The organism is Blautia sp. AM47-4, from assembly GCF_003479865.1.
In the GTDB taxonomy this organism is placed as follows: Bacteria; Bacillota; Clostridia; order Lachnospirales; family Lachnospiraceae; genus Fusicatenibacter; species Fusicatenibacter saccharivorans.
The window spans coordinates 1-24,291 of record NZ_QUHY01000024.1; the positions used below are offsets into that span (position 1 = coordinate 1).

Here is a 24,291-nt window from a genome sequence, read left to right on the forward strand (position 1 = left end):
CGCCATGATACAAAAATACCGCCCGTAGTCTCGTTTGGGCGGTACTTTGTGTAAGATTGGCAGTCCATTATTAAGTTTTTTATTATGTTCCCTTTGTACACCGTTGCAACGCTATCTTCATATAATATTTTATTAACCATTCTTTTTTTTTCACCTATAGTAAGAACACTCGAACAGAATATATCCCCAATAGCGTTATAAATAAAAAATAATAATACCTTGTCAAGTTGATCCCTAAAATCATATATTTCGCTTCGACCAAATTCTTCCTGGAATCGTGCATACAAAGCCTTATAATCGTCCCATTTATCAGACGTAAATGTATGTGTTACTGAACTTTGATTGCTGCAGTTATACATATAGTAGGCTTGTCCTTTCATATAATAAAACGAATGTATTCTAAGCATCAATTGACATCCCCAAAACCAATCTTCAGAAAATCGAATTCCAATCTCATATCGTGGCATTCTTTGTCGCATATTTTTTACCATGCACACACAGTTGGAAATTGTAGCAGGATATTCTATCGAACGAGTAATTAGTAAATGAGGATAATATTCTTGATGCAATTGTTTCTCCTCATATAACCCGCCACGAATATTGTGAGAATAAATAGTTTTTCTTCCATCCGAATATACCTTTATACAATCACACATTACTAAATCGCAATGATTATGTTCCGCACATCTTATCATTTTTTCATACATCTGAGGTTGAATATAGTCATCGCTATCAACAAAAGTTACATAGTCTCCCTCAGCTAAATCTAATCCTACATTTCTTGCAGCAGCAACTCCTGCATTTTTCTGATGAACCACCTTAACTCTACTATCACTTAAAGCATATTTTTCACAAATTTTTCCACATGAATCAGGTGATCCATCATCGACTAATATTATTTCCAAATTGCCATATGTTTGATTTAAAATACTTTCTATGCAAGTAGCTAAGAATTTTTCTGCTTTATACACTGGTACAATCACACTTATTTTAGGCATAGAAATTTCTCCCTTATCAACATCAATTGCCTTATTTTCATCTATAAAATATCCTGTACAAATCGCAACATACTATTGCTCTCAATATAACACCCTCAGATACTCCCACTTATGGATAGCTATAATATCTAACCAACATCATTATTATAATTGTTTTGCACCATTTCTACCTTTTACCCACACAATTACTCTTTTCCAATATACGATATATTTTTTTCACTTCTTCCTTATTTGAATACTTTCTCATTTGACAGTTGAATGATAGTTGCTCTAACAGACAATTATTATTTAGCAAATCAAATATTTGATCCGCACACTCCTGATTTTGCATAGGTACAATTATGCCCTCTACACCACTTTCCAATTGTTCCTTAGCTGTCTCATAATTTGTAATAATTACAGGTTTTCCTAACATCTGAGCCTCACGAACCGTAACACATTTACCTTCATATCGACTAGGCTGTATATAAACATCACATGCCTGAATATATGGATATGGATTCTCTTTTTTTCCAAGAATTTTTACATATTCCTGCATATTAGCTTCTGCAATTTTTCTTTTAATCAATTCTTCGTCTCTGCCAAAACCAATCAAATACCATGTTATATCCATCCCTCTTTCACGTATCCGTTGACAAATTTCTGGTACATTATCAAAATTCTTAGCCTTACAGAATCGCCCAATAGATAGTATTTTTATCCCTTTTGCATTCATTTCTTTATCCACTAAAAATTCATTTGCCTGCTTTTTCACAAATTCTTCCGGCAAGATGTTTTCAATCAAAATAATCTTTTCCTTGAACATAGGAAAAACCGAAAGAAAATTCTCTGTTACTGCATCAGAAATCGAAGCAATATAATCATAGTTCTTCCACATTGCGGTTTCAGAAGCAATATTCACCTGTATACGAGAATAATCTGTATGAATCCAGGCTATTTTTCTTTTTGCATGTACTTTTCTATCAACAAAATAGTGCGGTGTCAAAAAGCTGATTGCTAAATCATATACTTCATTGGATTGAATTTTTGGCATAAATGGACAAGTATATTTATGACTATATTCTAACGCCACATCACTGTCTGTATATTTATGTATTCGATTATATTTTGCCGCTGCCATTTTCCCCGCAAGTCTTGCCATACTTAATATGAAATGTCCTTCCTTTAAAGTCCGCTTTATCGGTCGCGCTAATACTGTATAAGCGCGAATTTCTGGCAATAAATTAACAGCTGATGGGATTTCTCTCATTAATTCCCCTTCATGCCGTAATAAAAATAAATCTACATCATATTTTTCAAAATCAAATGCATTTAATAACCCGATAAGACTTCTTTCTGCTCCACCTAATTCTAAAGCATGAGACACAATTAGCAATTTCTTTTTCATTTGCGGAACCTCTGAAAGACATCTACACCAAATATTCTGTGTATTGGTCTTGTTATCATGCCACGAATTTTTAAGTGTTTACTCATCCACGTTGCCTCATACCAGTGAATGGAAAATGTATTTTCTGTTTTTTCTAATTTTCCGGTAGCGCTGTTATATGGATTCAAAACATCCATAGGATATATTACCGCTTCACACACATTTTGTTTTCTACCATTCTGTTTTAACCCCAATGCTACCAACGCTTGTGTATTCAATTTCGGACACATTCTTACTCCATTTTTCCCGTCCAGTAATATCTCATATTCTTTCAACATCGCTTGAATCACTTTTCCATGTGCAACAGATCCAAATCCCAATCCCGAAGCTACATATTGCTTATTTTCAAAGCAAAAAAATGCATCATTTCTTAACAATTCTTCCAGCGATCTAATTACTTCTACATCTGTATCAAAATAGATTCCTCCATACTTTTCCACTACCCAAAGTCTGACATAATCGCTTAAATACGCATACTTTTTTTCGGCATAACACATTCGCGTATACCCATTCATATCTATATCAAAATTTTCCTCATTCCATTCAATAACTTCATACTCTGGACAATACTGACGCCAGCTCCTTATGCACTTTAAAGCTAATTTGGATTTCTTCCCTTTTCCAAACCAACAATAATGTATTTTCTTCGGTATCATGTATCCATCCCTTCCTATCACTTATTTTTGCACACATTATTTTTTTTCGAATTACTTTCCAATTTTCTTTTATGAAAATAGTCATATACCACCTTAGGTAAAATGCCTATAATAATTGGTTGTATCGCATATAGATATCCGCTTATCGGCAGTCCAAGTTTTCGCACTGCCATTCCTCGTACATATGCTTCATTTACTCTATATCGAAATTTTCTTCTCTTATATGCTGCTTTATCATCTCGCATAAGATAAAGCTGTTTGGGAATATTTTTGCCTCTATATCCGACCTCGTACATTTTTATCCATAAATGATAGTCTTCTACTCGCAACAAACGCTTTTTCTCTGTATATCCTTTCACCGCATCATATGCTTCTTTTCTCACCATACATGGTGCATGACAAAACGGAGATCCATGCAAAAAATCCTCTTTCTTGGGATATTCAGGATGACTTATATTCCCCCATATTCCTGTCTCATCAAAATACCCCATATCTGTGCTTACAATCGAAATTGCTTTTTCTTTTTCTAATATTTCATACTCAACCGCAAATCGTTCTGGCAAACAAATATCATCTCCATCCATTCTTGCAATATACTTTCCTGTTGCCATTTTTAAACAACGATTTAAGGTATAGTTAAGTCCTCTATTTTCTTTATTTTTCAGCAATACCATTCTTTCTGGATATTTTTTTATATAGAATTCTGCCACTTCAGACGTTGCATCGGATGATCCATCGTCGCACATAATCAATTCCCATTCACTCATCGTCTGACCTAAAACAGACTCAATCGCTTCTGACAACGTATCTGCACAATTGTATATCCCCATAATTACACTAATTTCTGGATTTTTCATATAAGCCCCCATGTAAAATGCATCTGATAATAAAAGAATCCAATATATCCTAACACAGTAGCACTTTTTATGATTATGGTTGAATTTCTCGTAAAAATATTTTCAATTTCCCAAGGTAGTAAAATGGATGCAGAATACATAGATCCATATGAAATCAATCGTCCTATAAATATTCCAGAAGTTTTCATAGACACCATTGCAATTACACTGGTCAAAATCGAGAAATTTGTCACAATATTAATTACCGGATTGTCTGCTTCTTTGATTTGCTTACGTCCAATAATAGATAAAATCATGGGAATGGAATAGACAAATACCCTGATCGGATTAGTTCCGTTATCTTCCCACTCTTTCCAATCCGCTACCATATTAGAATATTGTGTATTTGATAGTATATTGTTCATTCCATCTGTAAACTGATTTACAAATATTTGGTAAATATCACAATAAAAAGTCCAATTATCCCCTAAAAACCTAGCTGTATTCGCTTTTATAAGGGTTCAAAACATTCATTTTACTACTAATTTACTACCTGCGAGCGAGCCTTGATACGTTGATTTAACCCGATTTAAGAAGTTATGAATACAGCACATCAGTATTGAAACAACAAAAAATTGAATATTTCATAGACTATGGAACTCCTAAAAATGACGTTCCTTTTCTATTTCCAGCCGTTCTTTATGGACGGCTATTTTATTACCCAAAATGAAAGGAGCATTAGATTTATGAAAAAGATATTGAAACGATTGTGTACGGGCGTACTTGCCCTAGCGACTGTCGTTACCACCTTACCGAGTACAACCGTTCATGCAGAAAGTAAGCAATACTGGACGCAATCCAATGAGCGTGTCGGTATCGTTGAAAAAGTAATGAATGACGGTTCGATTGGTTCTACCTTTAATGAGGGGCATTTGACCGTTGAGGGCGAGGACGCTTATTGTATCGACATTAACACAGATTTTAAGAACGGCTATAAGACCAGAACTGACGCAAGCTCACGCATGACTGCCGACCAGATAAGCGACGTTGCCTTATCCATTGAATATGTAAAACAGTACACAGACAGCCACAGCGGAATAAGCAACAATCACGCCTACCTTTTAAGACAGCTTGTGGTCTGGCAGAGATTAAGCGTTCATCTGGGCTGGCAATGCGACAACGTGCGAGCTTCTTATGATGAAATACCAAAGGCAACGCAGGACGAAGTTTTCGCAGGGGCGAAATCCTTTGTCAAAGAGAATAAAGGACGTTATGAATGTGGCGGTTATATCTATCTGGCGAGGGGCAGGAACTAGGACAGTTCTGGGCGAACTTAAACGTCGGAAATGCCACCTTGAAGAAATCTTCTAGTAATGCCAGCATTACAGACGGTAACGGGAATTACTCTATCGCTGGTGCAACTTACGGTGTCTTTTCTGATAAAGACTGCACGAAACAGCTTGCTACCCTTACGACTGATAGTAACGGCAATACAGAGATTGTAGAGGTCAAAGCAGGAACAGTTTATATCAAGGAATTATCCGCTCCGAAAGGATATAAGGTTGATGATACGGTCTATTCCTTAAAGGTAGAAGTCGGAAAAACAGCGACCTTGAATGTATCTGATACACCGAAAGTAACAGACACTTTGATTGAGCTTTTCAAAATCGACATGGAAACACAGAAAGACAACCCACAAGGGAACGCTTCTCTGGCAGGTGCGGAGTTTACATGGAAATATTATGACGGTTATTACAACAAGAACAATCTTCCAGAAAAAGCTACTCGTACATGGACGACAAAGACAATCGCTGAAAAGGACAGCGACGGTACAGTCCATTATGTTACAAAATTAGCTGACGCATACAAAGTATCTGGCGACAGCTTCTATATGCAGGACGGAAAAGCGGTTCTTCCTTTAGGAACGCTAACCGTTGAGGAAACAAAAGCTCCAAACGGGTACTTATTGGACGGTGCATATATGCAGGCTGGCGATAAGTCCGAACAGATGAAAGGCTTATATGTAACACAGATTACCGAGGACGGCAACCTTGCCGTATTATCTGGAAGTAACCAGTTTTCCGTATCAGACAAGGTTATCCGTGGCGGTGTCAAAATTCAGAAACGAGATTTAGAAACTGGCGATACAAAGCCACAAGGAAGTGCGACCTTGAAAGATACTGCCTTTGACATCATTTCCTTAAATGATAATGCGGTATTGGTTGAGGGCAAGCTATACAAGAAAAATGAAGTGGTAAAGACAATCCATACGGATATTGAGGGTATCGCTTCTACTTCTGCCGACCTCTTACCTTATGGAACTTCCGTATCGTTGAGAGTGAAGCTCCCGACGGTTACTTGACTGACGGTGCAAAACCGATTGATTTTACAATCACAGAAAATGGAAAAATCGTTGATTTAACCGACGCAACCCATTCTATCTACAATCAGATTAAGCGTGGCGATATTGAGGGCGTAAAAATCGGTGCAGGAACACACAAGCGTCTTGCTGATGTTCCGTTTAGGATCACAAGCAAGACGACGGGAGAAAGTCATATCGTGGTAACTGATGATAACGGACAGTTCTCTACTTCTGCTGAATGGGCTAGTCATAAGCACAATACCAACGCAGGAAAGACCAGTGAGGACGGTGTGTGGTTTGGAACTTCTGAACCAGACGACAGCAAAGGGGCATTGCCTTATGATACTTACATCATTGAAGAATTGAGATGTGAAAGCAATAAGGGTTTTGAGCTTATCCCACCATTTGAAATCGTAGTATCAAGAAATAATCGTGTGATTGATTTAGGAACTTTGACTGATGAATACGAAAAAGAAATCTCAATCCATACCACAGCAACCAGCAAGGACGGCGAAAAGACAATCCTTGCAGGAAAAGAGGTAACAATCGTTGATACCGTCAAGTTAGACGGTTTGAAGAAAGGCACAAAGTATCAGCTTGTAGGCTGGCAAATGCTGAAAGAAGAAAACGCCGAGCTTATCATTGACGGAAAGCGTGTAGAAAATGACTATACCTTTGTCGCTGATGATGAAGCTATGAAAGTGGAAATTTCCTATACATTCAATGCGTCCGAGCTTGGCGGTAAAAATCTGGTAACATTCGAGGAATTATACGATTTGAGCAATCCAGACGAACCCGTAAAAGTTGCGGAACACAAGGACATTGAGGACGACGGGCAAACGGTATTGATTACCGAACGTATCATCAAGATACATACAACCGCTACCGATAAAGACGGCAACAAAGAGATTGAAGCAGGAAAAGACGTTACAATCGTTGATACGGTTACTTTAGAGGGCTTGGAAATCGGTACAAAATATCAGCTTGTAGGCTGGCAGATGTTGAAAGAAGAAAATGCTGAGCTTATCATTGACGGCAAACGTATAGAGAATGACTATACCTTTATCGCTGATAAAGAAAGCATGAAAGTAGAGATTGCCTTTACCTTTGACGCTTCTTCTCTTGGCGGTAAACAGCTTGTAACCTTTGAAGAATTGTATGATGTAAGCAATCCAGATGAACCGAAAAAGGTTACGGAACACAAAGACATTGAGGACGACGGACAGACGGTTACTATCAAAGAAGTACCCGAAACGCCCGAAGAACCCAAAGAACCAGAGAAGCCAGAAACACCACAGACACCCGATACACCAAAGAAAACAGACAGTCCAAAAACGGGCGACAGTACCAACCTTTACGGACTGCTTGCACTTCTTCTGACTTCTGGTGCTGGGCTGGCTGGAACATATCTTTACAAACGCCGTAAAGTGAAAAAATCATAAGGCGGTAACGATATGATGAAAGAAAAATCACGTTCTCCACCGAAGCTGTCAAACAGCAGACTTCCTCTTATTCTGGCTTGTCTGCTAACAACCTGCAAGAACACGGATAGTCAAGGGTGCGAAGCATACAGTTTACCCTTTACTATCTGTGGGATTGCTGGTACTTCCTTAACCGCCAGAATAAGAAATAGAACAAATCAATCAAAACAACAGAAAGAAACGAGGTAAAACAATATGGAATTAAAATATGTAGTGCCGAACATGGCACAGACTTTTGGAAACTTGGAATTTGCTGGGGAAAACAATGTAAACCAGCAACGCTTGAACGGACGCTTTATGCCCGTATCAAGAAGCTATAACTTGTACTCTGATGTGCAGAGAGCCGACGACATTATCGTAACCATTCCAGCGAAAGCAGGCGAAAAGCACTTTAAACCAGAGCAGAGGGTAAAACTTATCAATCCGAAGATTACCGCTGACGGTAAAAATGTCAAAGGACGTGGCTTTACAAACTATATTTTAACGGCTGATGATATGTTGCCAGTCGAGGAAAGCAAGTAAGGGGGTAAATGATTATGAGATTAGCAAACGGTATTGTATTAGACAAAGAAAAGACATTCGGAACATTGAAATTCTCTGCACTTAGACATGAGGTGCGAGCAGAAAACGACGACGGCTCAACCAGTGAGGAAATCACAAGAAGAACCTATGATTTAAAATGCAGTGTGCAGGAACGCATGATACAAGTGTCAATCCCTGCGGATATTCCAGTCAAGGAATATCCGTATATGCAGAGGTGGAGCTTGTCAATCCCGTAGCCGATACGGTGGCAAATGCCAACTATCGAGGTGTGGTTGTGGACTGGTATATCAAGGCTGATGATATTGTCTTGAAGAACAAAGGCAATCAAACTGGCAATCCACAGAACCATACACCGCAGGGACAACCGAAGAAATAAGTTGATACATTAGGTTTTCATTGTAGCGATTGTGAAAAATTGTTATAATGTGAATATGTTGAAAGCACGATTTATAATCAAAAATATTTGAATATTTCGCAAAAAACACGATTGCAACTGTCAGTTGACATATTTCCATTCCTAAATGGTGGCTGTGCAACTGCCAATATTGGTACAATAACCATGAAGAAAGGAGTGCTAAAAATGAATATGTCAGACAGAATACAATATTTAAGAAAAACGAAAGGAATATCACAAGAGGAACTTGCTGATAAAGTTGGTGTTTCAAGACAAGCTGTTTCTAAATGGGAAAGTGAGCAAAGTACACCAGACTTAGAAAAAGTAATTATAATGAGCGATTTTTTTGGAGTAACTACTGATTACATTCTAAAGGGCATTGAGCCAGTTAATGATAAAGAACAAAAGAGTAAAGAGATTGCAAGTAAAATACTTTATATCTCATCAACAGCTTTTGTTGCTATTGGGTTACTCTGTGCTTTTGGTGGCTGGTATGAATTGCAAACAATGGAAGTTGTTGCAGGTTCAATGATTATTCAAGCGGTAGGAATTATTGGGTATTTTATTGCAAGAATATTATCAGAAGAAAAAGCAACATTTTATGTAAGTTGGTTTAATATAATTGGGATTACTTTTATGCCTATTTCTATGATTACGGGATATATTTCTATCCTTGTTTTCAAACAAGGCTGGGTAGCACCTTATCCAAATGGAATATTTCATACTTTAACTTTCATATTACTATTCTTCGTGGTTTTAGTTGCAAGTTATACTATTCTAAAAAAGCAAGCAAAATAATTTTATGTTCATTAAGCGGTTAGTCATTACGATTGACCGCTTTTTCCATGCAAAGAAAGGAGCATTTATGACATTCTATAAATACAAGGGAAAGCGTATCAGAGCCAGCGACAAAGGCTTAGTATATCGTTTCTGTGCTGGTACACTTCTGTTTGTATTCGTGGCAGTTCTTTTGCTACTGAATATGAAACAGCTCATGCGTACCGATTGGGAGCATTTCAGCTTGTTAGACAACGGCTTGACGCTTTCCCCTTACAACTTCATAACCATACTGATAGCGACTGGTGTTTGTGCATTGGTCGCTCTTCTGTATTATCGTTTCTGCTATGACAGTTTCAAGAAAATATTACACCGTCAAAAGCTGGCACGAATGGTACTGGAAAATAAGTGGTATGAAGCTGATACCGTACAAGACAGCGGTTTTTTCACTGACCTGCAAAGCAGATCAAGGGAAAAAATCGTCTGGTTTCCAAAGATTTATTATCAAATGGAAAAGGGACTGCTCCATATCCGCTGTGAAATTACGTTAGGAAAATATCAAGACCAGCTTTTACGGTTAGAGGATAAATTGGAAAGTGGCTTGTATTGTGAATTGACCGACAAGACCTTACATGACGGATATATTGAATACACCCTGCTTTATGACATGATAGCAAACCGTATTACCATTGATGAAGTACGGGCAGAAAACGGCTGTCTTAGACTGATGAAAAATCTTGTCTGGGAATATGACGCACTCCCTCACGCTTTGATTGCTGGTGGGACTGGTGGCGGTAAAACCTATTTTCTGCTGACGCTCATTGAAGCCCTACTACATACCAACGCTGTCCTTTACATCTTAGACCCGAAGAACGCTGACCTTGCAGACTTAGGAACAGTTATGGGAAATGTGTATCACACCAAAGAAGAAATGATAGATTGCGTCAATTCGTTTTATGAGGGCATGGTACAGCGAAGCGAGGAAATGAAGCGACACCCAGATTATAAGACGGGCGAAAACTACGCCTATCTGGGACTGCCACCCTGCTTTTTAATCTTTGACGAATATGTGGCGTTCTTTGAAATGCTTGGGATAAAAGAAAGTACGAGCCTACTTAGCCAGTTAAAGAAAATCGTCATGCTGGGACGGCAGGCAGGATATTTCCTTATCGTCGCTTGTCAAAGACCAGACGCAAAATATTTCTCGGACGGGATAAGGGATAACTTCAACTTTCGTGTAGGACTGGGGCGTATCAGTGAGCTTGGTTACGGTATGCTGTTCGGTTCAGATGTGAAGAAACAGTTTTTTCAGAAGCGTATCAAAGGACGTGGCTATTGTGATGTGGGAACAAGCGTAATAAGTGAATTTTACACGCCGTTAGTCCCAAAAGGACATGATTTTTTACAGACAATCGGCAGGCTTGCAGAACAAAGACAAGTCATGCCAGAACAACAAGAAAAGGAGAATAAAACATTATGAGTTATATGGAAATGGAATTAAGAAATGAAACGGGAGAAGCAAGCACAAAAGGGATTTGCCTAAATTTCGGCAACTTCATTGATGACTTGGATTTTTCCAGCGATATGGACTATTACCAATCAGAAGAATACCCGATTGAGCGTTACCATGCGAAAATGAGGGAGCTATTGGAAAAAGCAGAACGCAGACAGCAGGAATTACCGTTACTGTTCTCAATTCCTCTTGAAGAAGAAATGACGTTCTTAAATTGTACGTTCTGTTATCAGTTTATCGTTATGGATAAATCCATATTTATGCGTATGCAACATGAATATGAGCTTGACGAAGAAGCCTTAGAGCTGTGCGAAAACGAGGATATGGACTTCATTGTTTTGTATATGGGTATGAATGTATGCGGATAGTCCACCGAAACGGCAGGAACGGTCAGCGAAGCGAACCAGACCGTGTATGCCGTTGCTGGTGTGGCGTTAGCCACGCCAGCATATACAAGCCCCTCATTATCTAACAGAGGGGCACAATTACGGCGGAAACTTCCACAAAAACCTTTGCAAGTCCGCATAAAATAAGGGTTTTTCGTACCTTTCGCCGTTTGTGATAAAGCCTTGAAATTATCACAAAATCACAAAAATATCACGACTGGGGGTATGACAACTGAATGAAACTGATTTTCTAACCGCCTTGAAAGAGAAACGCTGTGATTACGGCGTAACGCAGACAAGGCTTGCAATCATGGCTGGTATCAGCCGAGAACATTTAAGCCGTATCGAAGCTGGCAGGGTAACATTGACAGAGGATATGAAACACAAGCTCCTTGAAGCCGTGGAAAAATTCAATCCCGACAATCCTATGTTCCTGCTGTTCGACTATGTGCGTATCCGTTTTCCCACAATGGATATAAAGCACATCATCAAAGATATTCTAAAGCTGAATATCAACTATATGCTCCATGAAGATTACGGGCATTACAAATACACGGAGCATTACTATATCGGGGACGTGGTTATCTACACTTCCGCTGATGAAGAAAAAGGCGTCCTGCTGGAACTGAAAGGCAAAGGCTGTCGCCAGTTTGAAAGTTATCTGCTGGCACAAGAAAGAAGCTGGTATGACTTCTTCATGGACGCTTTGGTTGAGGGTGGCGTGATGAAACGCCTTGACCTTGCAATCAATGACAGAACGGGACTGCTGGATATTCCAGAACTGATTAAGAAATGCGAAAACGAAGAATGTATCTCTAAATTCCGTTCCTTTAAGAATTATGGTTCTGGCGAGCTGGTAAAGCACAACGAAGCGGACAAAGGCGGTATGGGGCATACGCTGTATATCGGTTCATTTTCCAGTGAAGTGTACTTCTGCTGTTATGAAAAGAACTATGAACAGTACGCAAAGCTGGGAATACCGATTGAGGAAGTCCCGATTAAAAACCGCTTTGAGATACGTTTGAAAAATGAGCGTGCCTATTATGCGGTACGGGAACTGCTGACGAATTACGACGCAGAGCAGACTGCTTTTTCTATCATCAATCAGTATATCCGTTTTGCCGATAAAGAACCAGACAAGCGAAAAAGCGACTGGAAAACCAATGCCCGCTGGTCTTGGTTCATTGGTGAGGGGCGACCGCCCGTGAAGCTGACGACAAAGCCTGAGCCTTACACATTGGAGCGGACGCTCAACTGGCTACAAAGGCAGGTTGCCCCGACCTTGAAAATGTTGAAAAAGATAGACAAAGACAATCAGACCGACTATTTGGAAACGATTGAACAGCAGGCAAGGCTGACGGAACGCCACCACCAGATAATCAAGCAACAGACCGCTACGGTTGAGGATATGATTGTCAAGGAAAAGGAGTGATGAAAAATGTGGGAATTAGGAAAAGACTTACTGCTGGTATCGCTTGGAATGGGTATCGGCGTAGTCTTGATGTGTATTATAAGCGTCGGCAAAGAAGCTGACAGACACATGGAAGAAATCAAAGAAAAGAAAGTGAGGACAATTAAATGAATTTCGGTCAAAATTTATATCAATGGTTTTTAAGCAACGCACAGTCATTAGTGTTAATGGCAATCGTGGTAATCGGTATCTATTTAGGGTTCAAACGTGAGTTTTCAAAACTCATTGGGTTCTTGGTGGTTGCCCTTGTTGCCGTCGGATTGGTGTTCAATGCTGGCGGTGTAAAAGACGTGTTGCTGGAACTGTTCAATAAGATTATCGGTGCATAATGATTTTCATTGTAGTGCTGGTATGAAAGTGATATGATTATAGCGAGAAGTAAAAAGATTGGAAGTTAATGAGGTAACAAAGAAATGGATAAAGAAAAAATGAGAAAATTTCATTTAGTGTTATATGGACTTGCTATTCCTATTAGCTTATTCGCTTTATATACATTTATCTTTGTTTTTGATAATGGTATAGGGTGGAAAATTGCGTTAATTGTTATTGGCTTGGGGTGGCTTATATCTGCTATTTCTGGTTTTATAACAAATCTAAAAAAATAGAACAGACGACAAATCCCAGTTTCACAACTTCATACCAGCATACATACAAAGCAGTTAGTCTTAGGATTGACTGCTTTTTTCATACCTAAATTTAAGATTTATCAAGATTGGAAGTGATACATTGAATGATATTTTTACGGATATGCAGGCAAAAATCGGCTGTCAATATATTTCAGACCTGCCCTACAAACGTCGTGCGGTGTGGTTTGAATTAAAGCGTATCTGCCTTGCTGATTATCCGACGAAACAATTAGAAGATTTTACACGCTATGTATTCGGCGTTCCCTATGCCGTCATAGCAGAAGCATTGAAGAAAGGACGTGAAAACGTATGAATGAATTAAGGGTGTGTATCGAAAGCACACAAGCAACCAATGAGGAACTATTGTCCGCATGGTTTACCCTGCCGATTGACGAGGAAGAATTTTTAGAAAAGCTGGGAATAGACGCAGAAAGCGAGAACTACCGCATTGTAGACAAAGCACTCCCCTTTTCTGATGATGTACGGGAAGATACCAGCGTCGAAAGGCTCAATGACCTTTATTCCACCTATGCAAGTCTGCCAGCGGATTTGAAAGAAGATTGTGCGGAGCTGTTATGCTGGTTTACTGACCTTGACGAACTGCACAGCCACCGACACGACATTATCCACTATTCATGGTGTAAGAACATGGCTGATGTGGCGAAACATCTGCTCGACAATGACCCTGCCTTTGCAGAGATTGACGAACGCCTAGTCCGATATTTCGATTTTGAAGCCTACGGACAATATCTGGACGATAACGGACATTTCGTGGAAACGGAACACGGCATTTATGAACTGCCCTAGAAATGAGGTGGTCTGATGAGCATTGATGATATGGCAGTCTATATCGCAAACTTAGGCGATTATGTTGAGGGCGGTGTCAAAGGGGCTTGGTTTCGTTTTCCCTTAAATGAGGAAGAAATTAGAGAACGTATCGGCTTAAACGGACGCTATGAAGAATACGCAATACACGATACTGAAAACTTCCCGATGAAGATTGAAGAATACACGTCCATTGATGAACTGAACCGTATCTATGAACTGATACAAGATTTTCCAGAGGAAGTATTGGATAAGCTGGACGATTTTGTTTCTTATTACGGAAGTGTCGAAGAACTGGCAGACCATATCGACGATATTATCTGCTATTCTGGGTGCAACAGTATGGAAGATGTGGCATACCAAAAAATTTATGAAGAAAATGCACTTGGCGAGATACCGCCTGCCCTCTACCATTACATAGACTGTGAAGCCTACGGCAGAGATATTGAGATTGAAGATTACTTTATCGAAACAAGGTACGGTATGTGTGAAATCAAACGATAAGCTGGAAGATCAGCAACAGCATTGTTGCTACTGACAGCGATTTTATTGAGGGACAGTCTGAAACATGGCTGTCCTTTTCTCATTTAGAACTTACGAAATCCCACAAGGGATACCTCTATGCCGTGAGAAACACGGCAGGAATAAAGAAAGGAGCTGAAAGAACTTGAAAAAGATTAAAAGTTACACGGGTATCTGGAACGTGGAAAAAGTCTTGTATGCCATCAACGATTTTAACTTGCCCTTTCCCGTTACCTTTACACAGATTACATGGTTTGTGATTACGGAATTTATCATCATTCTGTTTGGAGACTTACCGCCACTTTCCATGATTGAGGGGGCGTTTCTAAAATACTTCGGTATTCCCGTTTTCCTCACTTGGTTTATGAGCCAGAAAACCTTTGACGGCAAGAAGCCTTACAGTTTTTTGAAATCACAGATAACCTATGCGTTGCGTCCGAAAATCACTTATGCAGGAAAAGCCGTAAAACTGGATAAGCAGATACTACATGAAAATATTACGGCAGTAAGGAGTATGAACTATGTTTCCGATAAAATATATTGACAACAACCTTGTCTGGAACAAGGACAATGAGGTGTTCGCTTACTATGAGCTGATACCCTACAACTATTCTTTTCTATCCGCAGAAGAAAAGTTTATCGTGCATGACAGCTTTCGCCAGCTTATCGCACAGTCCCGTGAGGGTAAAATCCATGCCTTGCAGATAGCGACGGAAAGCTCCATACGAAGTATGCAGGAACAATCCAAACGATTAGTAACGGGGAAACTTCGTGAAGTGGCATTAGAAAAAATAGACGAACAGACCGAGGCGTTGGTTTCTATGATTGGGGACAATCAAGTGGACTACCGCTTTTTTCTTGGCTTTAAGCTCATGGTTACGGAAGAACAGCTCAATCTGAAGAACCTCAAAAAATCGGCGTGGCTGACATTTAAAGAATTTCTCCATGAAGTCAATCACACGCTGATGAATGATTTTGTTTCCATGCCGAATGATGAAATCAACCGTTACATGAAAATGGAAAAGTTACTGGAGAATAAAATCTCCCGTCGCTTTAAGGTGCGTCGCTTGGAAATCCATGATTTTGGGTATCTCATGGAACATCTTTACGGCAGGGACGGTATCGCCTATGAAGATTATGAGTACCAGATACCAAAGAAGAACTATAAGAAAGAAACGCTGATAAAATACTACGACCTTATCCGTCCGACAAGGTGTGTGATTGAGGAAAGCCAGCGGTATTTACGATTGGAACACGAGGACAAGGAAAGCTATGTGTCCTACTTTACCGTCAATGCGATTGTCGGGGAGCTTGATTTTCCGTCGTCTGAAATCTTCTATTTCCAGCAACAGCAATTCACATTCCCCGTTGATACTTCTATGAATGTAGAAATCGTGGAAAACCGAAAAGCATTAACGACAGTCCGCAACAAGAAAAAGGAATTGAAAGACCTTGACAATCACGCTTATCAAGCAGGAAGTGAAACCAGCTCAAATGTGGTGGACGCATTAGACAGCGTGGACGAGTTGGAAACCGATTTAGACCAGAGCAAAGAAAGTATGTATAAGTTAAGCTACGTCATACGGGTGTCTGCACCCGATCTTGACGAGCTGAAACGCCGTTGTGATGAAGTCAAGGACTTTTACGACGACCTCAATGTAAAGCTGGTGCGTCCTGCTGGCGATATGCTGGGGCTTCATTCTGAATTTCTTCCTGCCAGCAAGCGATACATCAATGACTATGTGCAGTATGTTAAAAGTGATTTTCTAGCAGGGCTTGGTTTTGGTGCTACACAGCAGTTAGGAGAAAACACGGGTATCTATATTGGTTATTCCGTTGATACGGGAAGAAATGTGTACCTGCAACCGTCTTTAGCTTCGCAGGGTGTAAAAGGCACTGTTACCAATGCGTTAGCGTCTGCCTTTGTCGGTTCGCTTGGCGGTGGAAAGTCGTTTTGCAACAATCTGCTTGTCTATTATTCGGTTCTCTTTGGGGGACAAGCAGTTATCTTAGACCCTAAGAGTGAAAGAGGAAATTGGAAAGAAACACTCCCAGAGATAGCCCATGAAATCAATATCGTAAATCTTACCAGCGACAAGGACAATGCAGGACTTCTTGACCCGTTCGTGATTATGAAAAATGTAAAAGACGCTGAAAGTCTGGCAATCGACATCTTAACATTCCTTACGGGTATTTCCTCTAGGGACGGCGAAAAATTCCCCGTACTTCGTAAAGCAGTTCGTGCCGTTACCCAAAGCGACAAACGGGGCTTACTTCATGTGATAGACGAGCTACGCCGTGAAGATACACCCATATCAAGAAATATCGCAGACCATATCGACAGCTTCACGGACTACGACTTTGCACACCTGCTGTTTTCAGACGGTACGGTAGAAAATGCAATCAGTTTAGATAACCAGCTCAATATCATTCAAGTAGCAGACCTTGTACTGCCAGATAAGGACACGACCTTTGAGGAATACACAACCATTGAATTATTGTCGGTGTCTATGCTTATTGTGATTAGTACCTTTGCTTTAGATTTTATTCACAGCGACCGTTCTATTTTCAAAATCGTAGACCTTGATGAAGCGTGGGCGTTCTTAAATGTGGCACAAGGCGAAACCTTATCAAATAAGCTGGTGCGTGCTGGACGTGCAATGCAGGCAGGCGTTTATTTTGTTACACAATCTTCTGGGGACGTGTCAAAAGAAAGTCTGAAAAACAATATCGGCTTGAAATTCGCTTTCCGTTCTACTGATATTAACGAGATAAAGCAGACCTTAGAATTTTTCGGTATCGACAAGGACGACGAGAACAACCAGAAACGCTTGCGTGATTTGGAGAACGGACAATGTTTATTGCAGGACTTATACGGACGTGTCGGTGTGGTGCAGATACACCCAGTCTTTGAAGAACTGCTACACGCCTTTGATACCAGACCGCCAGTGAAAAGAAATGAGGTGGAGTGATGAAAGAAAGGATAAAAGGTGCGTTCACAAAAAAGAAGATTTTCCACTTTCTCAAAATGGCTCTGTTTGTCGTGGCACTTTCCCTTATCCTGCTTTCACTTCTGGGGACGGTGGCTCATGCGACGGGGCTTGTGGACGATACCATAAACGCAGAAAATCTTTATTCCAAATATCCGCTTTCCAACTACCAGCTTGATTTTTATGTGGATAATAGCTGGTCGTGGTTGCCGTGGAACTGGCTGGACGGTATCGGAAAATCGGTGCAGTACGGGCTTTACTGCATTACCAACTTTGTCTGGACGATAAGCCTTTACCTATCCAATGCAACGGGCTATGTGGTGCAGGAAGCCTACAAGCTGGATTTTATCAACGATATGGCAGACAGTATCGGAAAAAGCATACAGACCCTTGCAGGCGTTACCGAGAACGGCTTTTCTTCTACGGGATTTTATGTCGGTTTCCTGCTTCTCATTATCTTAGTGGTGGGAATGTATGTTGCCTATACGGGACTAATCAAACGGGAAACCAGTAAGGCATTACACGCCGTTATCAACTTTGTTGTGGTGTTCATTCTGTCGGCTTCGTTTATTGCCTATGCTCCCAACTACATTAAGAAAGTCAATGACTTTTCAAGCGACATCAGCACCGCTTCATTGGACTTGGGAACAAAAATCATGCTCCCTAATTCTGACAGTGAGGGCAGGGATAGCGTGGATTTGATACGGGACAGCTTGTTTTCCATTCAAGTACAACAGCCGTGGCTCTTGCTTCAATTTGGCAACAGCAACGCAGAGGAAATCGGGGCAGAACGTGTCGAAGCTCTCGTATCAGCAAGCCCAGAGGACGAGGACGGCGAAACAAGAGAGGAAGTCGTAAAAACAGAAATCGAGGATAACGACAACAACAATCTGACGATACCGCAGGTCATTAACCGCTTGGGTATGGTGTTCTTCCTCTTGTTCTTAAATCTTGGTATCACGATATTTGTATTCTTGCTTACGGGCATGATGATATTTAGCCAGATACTTTTTATTATCTTCGCTATGTTCTTGTCTATCAGCTTTTTACTCTCCATGATACCGAGCTATGAAAGCATGGCAAAGCAGGCAATCGTAAGGGTATTTAATACCATAATGACACGGGCAGGAATAACGCTCATTGTAACGGTGGCGTTTAGCATTTCCAGTATGTTTTACAACATTTCCACAGACTATCCGTTCTTTATGATAGCGTTCTTGCAGATAGTGTGCTTTGCAGGTATCTACATGAAACTGGGCGACTTAATGAGTATGTTCAGCTTAAACGCTGGCGACAGTCAAAGCATGGGACGCAGGATATTCCGCAGACCGTATCTGTTCATGCGACATAGGGCTAGGCGTATGGAACACCGTATCGCAAGGGCTGTTAGTCATGGAAGTATGGTTGGAGCTGGCACGGGTGCAGTTACGGGAGCTATGCTATCGGGTAATGGTTCTTCAAGGAGTAATCCTCAAAAAGATAAACAAACCTTTTCACGAAGCAACACTTCTTCCAGTTTTGGAAATCGTGCAGGCTCAAAGGTCGGTGCTGTCTTAGATACGAAAAATAAAGTGAAAGACAAGGCAAACGCCGTCAAAGAGAATATCAAAGATATGCCGACACAGACCGCTTATGCCGTCCACTCCGCAAAGGAAAAGGCAAAGTCCAGTGTTTCCGATTTCAAGCGTGGTATCGTGCAGGAACAGAAAGAACGGCAATCGGGACGTTTAGAAAAACAGCAACAGCATAAGAAAAATATCGCTGACAAGCGAATGGAACTCCAAAAGGCACAAGAAGCAAGGCAGGAAAGAACGCATACGGACGGATCAGCGACAAAAGGAGCTACCCGTCCACATGAACGACCAGCCACAACCGCAAAGCCGAGCGTGGAAAAAATGCAGGAAGTCAAACGCCCTGCCACAGCGACCACTTCTAAAGCAAGTGAACCAGTCAAGACAAATGCTGTGAAAGAACGTCCGCTATCTTCGGGTGGTTCTGACATAAAAACGACTAAATCTGAACAGCTACTACATAAACAGAATGTAGAAAAGACCGTATCGCAGGAAACACGCCAGAATTACACGAAAGAACGCAGGACAAAGGTTCAACAGACACAAACTACGAAGCAATCGGAAGTAAATACCGAGAAAAACCGTAAGACCGTATTACAGAAAGGACAAAAGAAAAAATGAGATTGAAGCATATCGCCATTATCGGCAGTCTGTTTCCTATCCTCATTTCCATTGTATTGTTTTTCGGGGTGCTGATTAGTGCAGAGGACGACGACGGGGGCGGTAACTATTCTTCTTCCTTTGGTGGTATGAACCTATCCGCAGAAGTGTTGAAACATCAGCCTATGGTGGAAAAGTACGCCAGAGAATACGGCATTTCCGAGTATGTCAATGTGTTGCTGGCTATCATTCAAGTAGAAAGTGGCGGTACGGCAGAAGATGTCATGCAGAGTTCGGAAAGTCTTGGTTTACCGCCTAATTCTTTAGATACGGAAAGCTCAATCAAGCAGGGGTGTAAATATTTTGCGTCCCTGCTTTCTTCCTGCAAAAGTCAAGGTATCGACGATTTGAATGTAGCGATACAGTCCTATAACTATGGCGGTGGCTATGTGGGTTATGTAGCTGGAAAAGGTAAGAAGCATACATACAATCTTGCGGAAAACTTCGCAAAAGAAAAATCGGGTGGAAAGAAAGTAACCTACACCAACCCGATAGCCGTTGCAAAGAATGGTGGCTGGCGGTATGGCTATGGAAATATGTTCTATGTGGAATTAGTCAATCAGTATTTGACTGTTCCTCAAATATCGGGCGAGCTGGCACAAAAGGTTATGAATGAAGCATTGAAATATCAAGGGTGGAAGTATGTGTACGGCGGTAGCAATCCCAACACGTCCTTTGACTGTTCGGGACTGACGCAATGGTGCTTTGGGAAAGCTGGTATCTCTTTACCGAGAACGGCACAAATGCAGTATGACGCAACCCAGCATATCCCCTTATCACAGGCAAAGGCTGGCGACTTGGTATTTTTCCATTCCACCTATGACGCAGGGAGTTATGTAACACACGTCGGTATTGTCATTTCACCGACACAGATGTACCATGCAGGCGACCCGATAGGATATGCAGACCTAACGAATAGTTACTGGCAACAGCACTTAATCGGTGCAGGACGAGTAAAACAATAGAAAGTGAGGATTTCATCATGTTTAGAAAGAATAAGAAACAGACAGAAACTATCAAAGAACCCAAAGAAAAAAAGGTGCGTACTTTCAAGGTAGGCACACATAAAAATCCGTGATTGCATTGTGGGCGGTGCTTATTGCAAGCGTGAGCTTTGGCGTATATAAGAACTTTACCGCTATTGATATGCACACGGTACACGAAACAGAAACAATCCAGTTACGATTACATGATACCAGCGGTATTGAAAATTTCGTGAAGAACTTTGCAAAGTCCTATTACACATGGAACAACAGCAAAGAAGCGATTGAAGCAAGGACGCAGGCAATCAGCGGTTATCTGACAAAGGAATTGCAGGACTTGAATGTAGATACCATTCGGACAGATATACCGACCAGCTCCACGGTAACAGATGTACTTGTATGGAGCATTGAACAGTCTGGTACGGACACTTTTTCTGCTACCTACGAAGTAGATCAGCAGATAAAAGAGGGAGAACAGACAACGAGCGTCAAGGCAACCTATACCGTAAAAGTCCATGTAGACGCTGACGGAAATATGGTAATCGTTCAGAACCCTACCCTTGCCCCAGCAATCGAAAAATCGGACTATGAACCAAAGACACCAGAAGCCGACAACAGCGTGGACGCTGACACAATCAATGACGCTACGGCATTTCTGGAAACATTCTTTAAGCTGTACCCGACAGCCACAGAAAAGGAACTTGCCTATTATGTATCGGGAAATGTGCTTGAACCTATTGACAGGGACTGCCTTTATTCTGAACTGGTAAACCCTATCTTTACAAAGGACGGGGACAATGTGAAAGTCAAGGTAGCTGTGAAATTCATTGATAATCAGACAAAGGCAACGCAGGTGTCACAGTATGAGCTGGTGCTACATAAGGATAGCAACTGGAAGATTGTAGGATAGTTATATAAGGCTTACGATTCAATTTTTATGTTTCGTAAGCCTTTTTTTAATTCAGTTACAATTTAATTATAATTATGTTTTATCTTATAAATGCTTGAAGTGATACATACACTGACAAGTAAATTTCAAGTAAGGAAAGGCGGTAGACCATGGACTACATTTTAGAAACAAAAAATTTAACCAAAAACATCAAAAACGAAAATATTATTAAAGGACTTTCTTTGAAAGTGCCAAAAGGAGAAACTTATGGTCTGCTTGGTCCAAATGGTGCGGGAAAAAGCACAACCATGAAATTACTTTGCGGATTATTAAAACCTAGTGAGGGAGAAGTTATTTTTAAAGGAAAGCCGTGGTCAAGAGATACGTTGAACAAAATAGGAGTTTTAATAGAAAGTCCTGCAATTTACGGCAATTTGACGGCAAAAGAAAATATGTTGATACACGCTTGTATGTTAGGAGTATCAGAAAATGAAATAACCCGTGTTTTAAAACTATTAAAAATAGATAAGACAGGAAAGAAAAAGGTTTCTAATTTTTCGCTTGGAATGAAGCAAAGATTAGGAATTGCAATAGCTCTTTTAGGAAATCCAGATTTAATTATCTTGGACGAACCTACAAATGGTTTAGACCCTATTGGTATTCAAGAATTACGAGATTTAATAAAAAGACTGAATGAAAATCAAATTACGGTTTTGGTTTCCAGTCATAACCTTGCAGAAATCCAACATATAGCGTCCTACATCGGAATTATCATCAATGGAAAACTAAAGTATGAGGGAGAAATCAACGATACTGATGATTTAGAAACGATATTTATGAACGTTACCAAAGAGGAGGAATGTTTCTATGTATAAATTATTTCGTATGGAATTATTAAAATCCAAAAGGACATTGCTTAGACCTGTTCTTTTTATTGGTGCTGTCATATTTGCTGTTCTGCTTATGATTGTAGCAAATCTTGCGCCAGATACCTTAGAAAACTCTTGGGAACATTACACAAAAATGATTTTTAATATGTGGACAATATCTTTTAATACACTTGGAATTTCACTATTGTGTATTTTAAGCGAGTATGAAGAAAAGAAAAATAATACCTATCGTTCTATTTATGTAGAAGCATATTCAGTGAAACGGGTTTGGACAGTAAAAGTATTTACTTTAGCATTTTACTCGTTTGTGGCTACTGCACTATTGACTATATTCGTATGTGGATTGGCATTATGCAATCATCTTGGTATGAATACCGTTATATCAATATTAGAAATGGGTGGAATTACATGGTTGATGTCATTGGCGATTATCCCGATCTCATTGTTCTGTACTCATAATTTTGGCTTAGCTGGTGCATTAGGTATAGGCTTTGTTGGCTTTGTATCAGCTCCGATTATGGCTTCAGAAAATTATTGGATTTTAAATCCATATAGCTATGCGGTAAGAAGTATTGTACCGATTACAAAAATACACCCAAATGGAATTGTTTTGGAAAATACAAGTAATTTGTTAAATACAAATTCAATCCTACTGGGAATATTGTCAGCGGTATTATGTTGCATGATATTTACCTATATCACATCAATCTTTTTTGCAAAAAGAGAGGGAAATTAAAATGTATTTCATGAAAGTCTTATATGCAGAGCATTTAAAGAGTAAGCGAACGATATTAAAGAAAATACCTTTTGTACTGGCTTTTGTTATAGTTGGTTTTATTCTGTTTGTTTTTAGGTCAAGCGATAAAAATGAAATTGTCATGAATAGCGGTAATTATTGGATAACTATATCGGCTATGATTGCGCCTATCTTAATTGGGATTTTGGCTGGAATTACAGGAGAGCAAGAACAAGAAGCTGGGAATTATCAAATTATAAGAAAAAGTACGCACAGGGGAATGAACTTTCTCGCAAAAGCTATGTATTTGATAGGTATATTGACTTTTTTTGTTGTATTCTCTATGTTATTATTATATGTTAGTATATGGTGTATCTATAAACCAGAAAACTATACGCTTATCCCTGCTTTAAAAACTACATTGATTTTTATTGTAGGTTCTCTTTTTTTAGTTCCATTTCAATTATGGATTAGTATTTACTTGGGAATGGGAGCTTCCATAGGAATTGGAATTTTAGGAACAATATTTGTTTCTTATATCAGCTCGTTTCCTATGCTTGAAGAACAACTTTGGAGAGTTATTCCATGGATTTGGACTTTAAAAACAACAACCCTCTATTTCGAGAATATTAGTTTAAGCGTACAGGGAGTAAATTTACCGTTAGACTTAGCGATACAATTTGTATCTTTTGTTTTACTGCTTATCGGAGTTGTATTATGGTTTAAAAATTGGGAGGGTAAATCAAAAGAATAAAG

23 protein-coding genes and 3 pseudogenes are annotated in these 24,291 nt (G+C 39.9%); 22 read left to right on the forward strand and 4 right to left on the reverse strand.

The genetic code is table 11. The annotated features are described in order from the left end of the window. The 4 genes from DW965_RS19380 to DW965_RS14095 form a co-directional block, all read right to left on the reverse strand. Nucleotides 1–998: glycosyltransferase (locus tag DW965_RS19380; protein ID WP_199681660.1), on the reverse strand; the 998-nt coding region annotated here is incomplete at its 3' end. A 166-nt stretch (nucleotides 999–1,164) separates the two neighbouring features. Then, a complete protein-coding gene (locus tag DW965_RS14085) occupies nucleotides 1,165–2,385 on the reverse strand; it encodes a glycosyltransferase (RefSeq protein ID WP_117509386.1) in 1,221 nt (406 codons plus the stop codon). Next, on the reverse strand, nucleotides 2,382–3,080 hold the full coding sequence (locus DW965_RS14090; RefSeq protein ID WP_117509387.1) for a glycosyltransferase family 32 protein: 699 nt from the start codon (nucleotides 3,078–3,080) through the stop codon (nucleotides 2,382–2,384). The genes DW965_RS14085 and DW965_RS14090 overlap by 4 nt, the downstream gene beginning before the upstream one ends. Nucleotides 3,081–3,097: 17 nt before the next feature. Continuing rightward, a complete protein-coding gene (locus DW965_RS14095; RefSeq protein ID WP_117760625.1) occupies nucleotides 3,098–3,937 on the reverse strand; it encodes a glycosyltransferase family 2 protein in 840 nt (279 codons plus the stop codon). Nucleotides 3,938–4,006: 69 nt separating this feature from the next. On the opposite strand from DW965_RS14095, the gene DW965_RS18970 reads away from it, so the two are divergent. From DW965_RS18970 to DW965_RS14210, 22 genes and pseudogenes are all read left to right on the forward strand, one after another. Further along, nucleotides 4,007–4,246, forward strand: a complete 240-nt coding sequence (locus DW965_RS18970; RefSeq protein ID WP_147398798.1) for a hypothetical protein — start codon at nucleotides 4,007–4,009, stop codon at nucleotides 4,244–4,246. Between the two features lie 416 nt (nucleotides 4,247–4,662). Next, nucleotides 4,663–7,720 (forward strand): annotated as a pseudogene (locus tag DW965_RS14105) (SrtB-anchored collagen-binding adhesin). A gap of 234 nt (nucleotides 7,721–7,954) precedes the next feature. Next, entirely contained in the window at nucleotides 7,955–8,281 is a 327-nt protein-coding gene (locus tag DW965_RS14115; protein WP_002317736.1) for a YdcP family protein, read from the forward strand. 14 nt (nucleotides 8,282–8,295) lie between these two features. Further along, nucleotides 8,296–8,678 (forward strand): annotated as a pseudogene (locus DW965_RS14120) (YdcP family protein). A gap of 204 nt (nucleotides 8,679–8,882) precedes the next feature. Then, nucleotides 8,883–9,494 (forward strand): helix-turn-helix domain-containing protein, encoded by a 612-nt coding sequence (locus tag DW965_RS14125; protein ID WP_002317734.1) that lies wholly within the window; start codon nucleotides 8,883–8,885, stop codon nucleotides 9,492–9,494. A 67-nt stretch (nucleotides 9,495–9,561) separates the two neighbouring features. Then, nucleotides 9,562–10,953, forward strand: coding sequence for an FtsK/SpoIIIE domain-containing protein (locus DW965_RS14130; RefSeq protein WP_002317733.1), 1,392 nt, complete (start codon nucleotides 9,562–9,564; stop codon nucleotides 10,951–10,953). Beyond that, nucleotides 10,950–11,354, forward strand: a complete 405-nt coding sequence (locus DW965_RS14135; RefSeq protein ID WP_002317732.1) for a hypothetical protein — start codon at nucleotides 10,950–10,952, stop codon at nucleotides 11,352–11,354. The genes DW965_RS14130 and DW965_RS14135 overlap by 4 nt, the downstream gene beginning before the upstream one ends. Before the next feature lie 250 nt (nucleotides 11,355–11,604). Continuing rightward, nucleotides 11,605–12,804 (forward strand): MobT family relaxase, encoded by a 1,200-nt coding sequence (gene mobT / locus DW965_RS14140; RefSeq protein ID WP_002319753.1) that lies wholly within the window; start codon nucleotides 11,605–11,607, stop codon nucleotides 12,802–12,804. Between the two features lie 6 nt (nucleotides 12,805–12,810). Beyond that, complete coding sequence (locus tag DW965_RS14145) at nucleotides 12,811–12,954, forward strand: DUF3789 domain-containing protein (RefSeq protein ID WP_002317730.1); 144 nt, start codon at nucleotides 12,811–12,813, stop codon at nucleotides 12,952–12,954. Then, nucleotides 12,951–13,172 (forward strand): hypothetical protein, encoded by a 222-nt coding sequence (locus DW965_RS14150; RefSeq protein WP_002317729.1) that lies wholly within the window; start codon nucleotides 12,951–12,953, stop codon nucleotides 13,170–13,172. Before DW965_RS14145 ends, DW965_RS14150 begins: the two co-directional genes overlap by 4 nt. An 84-nt stretch (nucleotides 13,173–13,256) precedes the next feature. After that, on the forward strand, nucleotides 13,257–13,448 hold the full coding sequence (locus tag DW965_RS14155) for a hypothetical protein (RefSeq protein ID WP_002317728.1): 192 nt from the start codon (nucleotides 13,257–13,259) through the stop codon (nucleotides 13,446–13,448). 121 nt (nucleotides 13,449–13,569) lie between these two features. Then, a complete protein-coding gene (locus DW965_RS14160) occupies nucleotides 13,570–13,782 on the forward strand; it encodes a hypothetical protein (RefSeq protein ID WP_002317727.1) in 213 nt (70 codons plus the stop codon). Further along, entirely contained in the window at nucleotides 13,779–14,276 is a 498-nt protein-coding gene (locus DW965_RS14165; protein ID WP_002317726.1) for an antirestriction protein ArdA, read from the forward strand. The genes DW965_RS14160 and DW965_RS14165 overlap by 4 nt, the downstream gene beginning before the upstream one ends. A gap of 15 nt (nucleotides 14,277–14,291) precedes the next feature. Next, nucleotides 14,292–14,798: an antirestriction protein ArdA gene (locus DW965_RS14170; protein WP_002317725.1), complete on the forward strand. Its 507-nt coding sequence runs from the start codon at nucleotides 14,292–14,294 to the stop codon at nucleotides 14,796–14,798. A 163-nt stretch (nucleotides 14,799–14,961) separates the two neighbouring features. Next, nucleotides 14,962–15,360, forward strand: coding sequence for a conjugal transfer protein (locus DW965_RS14175; protein WP_002317724.1), 399 nt, complete (start codon nucleotides 14,962–14,964; stop codon nucleotides 15,358–15,360). Continuing rightward, complete coding sequence (locus DW965_RS14180; RefSeq protein ID WP_117557166.1) at nucleotides 15,338–17,788, forward strand: ATP-binding protein; 2,451 nt, start codon at nucleotides 15,338–15,340, stop codon at nucleotides 17,786–17,788. The genes DW965_RS14175 and DW965_RS14180 overlap by 23 nt, the downstream gene beginning before the upstream one ends. After that, nucleotides 17,788–19,998 carry a CD3337/EF1877 family mobilome membrane protein gene (locus DW965_RS14185; RefSeq protein ID WP_119198488.1) on the forward strand — a complete coding sequence of 737 codons (2,211 nt, stop codon included), beginning with the start codon at nucleotides 17,788–17,790 and terminating at the stop codon, nucleotides 19,996–19,998. Before DW965_RS14180 ends, DW965_RS14185 begins: the two co-directional genes overlap by 1 nt. After that, a complete protein-coding gene (locus DW965_RS14190; protein ID WP_002317721.1) occupies nucleotides 19,995–21,002 on the forward strand; it encodes a C40 family peptidase in 1,008 nt (335 codons plus the stop codon). The genes DW965_RS14185 and DW965_RS14190 overlap by 4 nt, the downstream gene beginning before the upstream one ends. 17 nt (nucleotides 21,003–21,019) lie before the next feature. Next, nucleotides 21,020–21,930 (forward strand): annotated as a pseudogene (locus DW965_RS14195) (conjugal transfer protein). A 149-nt stretch (nucleotides 21,931–22,079) separates the two neighbouring features. Further along, complete coding sequence (locus DW965_RS14200) at nucleotides 22,080–22,784, forward strand: lantibiotic protection ABC transporter ATP-binding subunit (protein WP_002317719.1); 705 nt, start codon at nucleotides 22,080–22,082, stop codon at nucleotides 22,782–22,784. Beyond that, nucleotides 22,777–23,535 carry a lantibiotic immunity ABC transporter MutE/EpiE family permease subunit gene (locus tag DW965_RS14205; protein ID WP_002317718.1) on the forward strand — a complete coding sequence of 253 codons (759 nt, stop codon included), beginning with the start codon at nucleotides 22,777–22,779 and terminating at the stop codon, nucleotides 23,533–23,535. Before DW965_RS14200 ends, DW965_RS14205 begins: the two co-directional genes overlap by 8 nt. A gap of 1 nt (nucleotide 23,536) precedes the next feature. Further along, the gene (locus DW965_RS14210) at nucleotides 23,537–24,289 is read left to right on the forward strand and encodes a lantibiotic immunity ABC transporter MutG family permease subunit (RefSeq protein WP_002317717.1); all 753 of its coding nucleotides are present in this window, start codon (nucleotides 23,537–23,539) and stop codon (nucleotides 24,287–24,289) included. The last annotated feature ends 2 nt before the right edge of the window (nucleotides 24,290–24,291 follow it).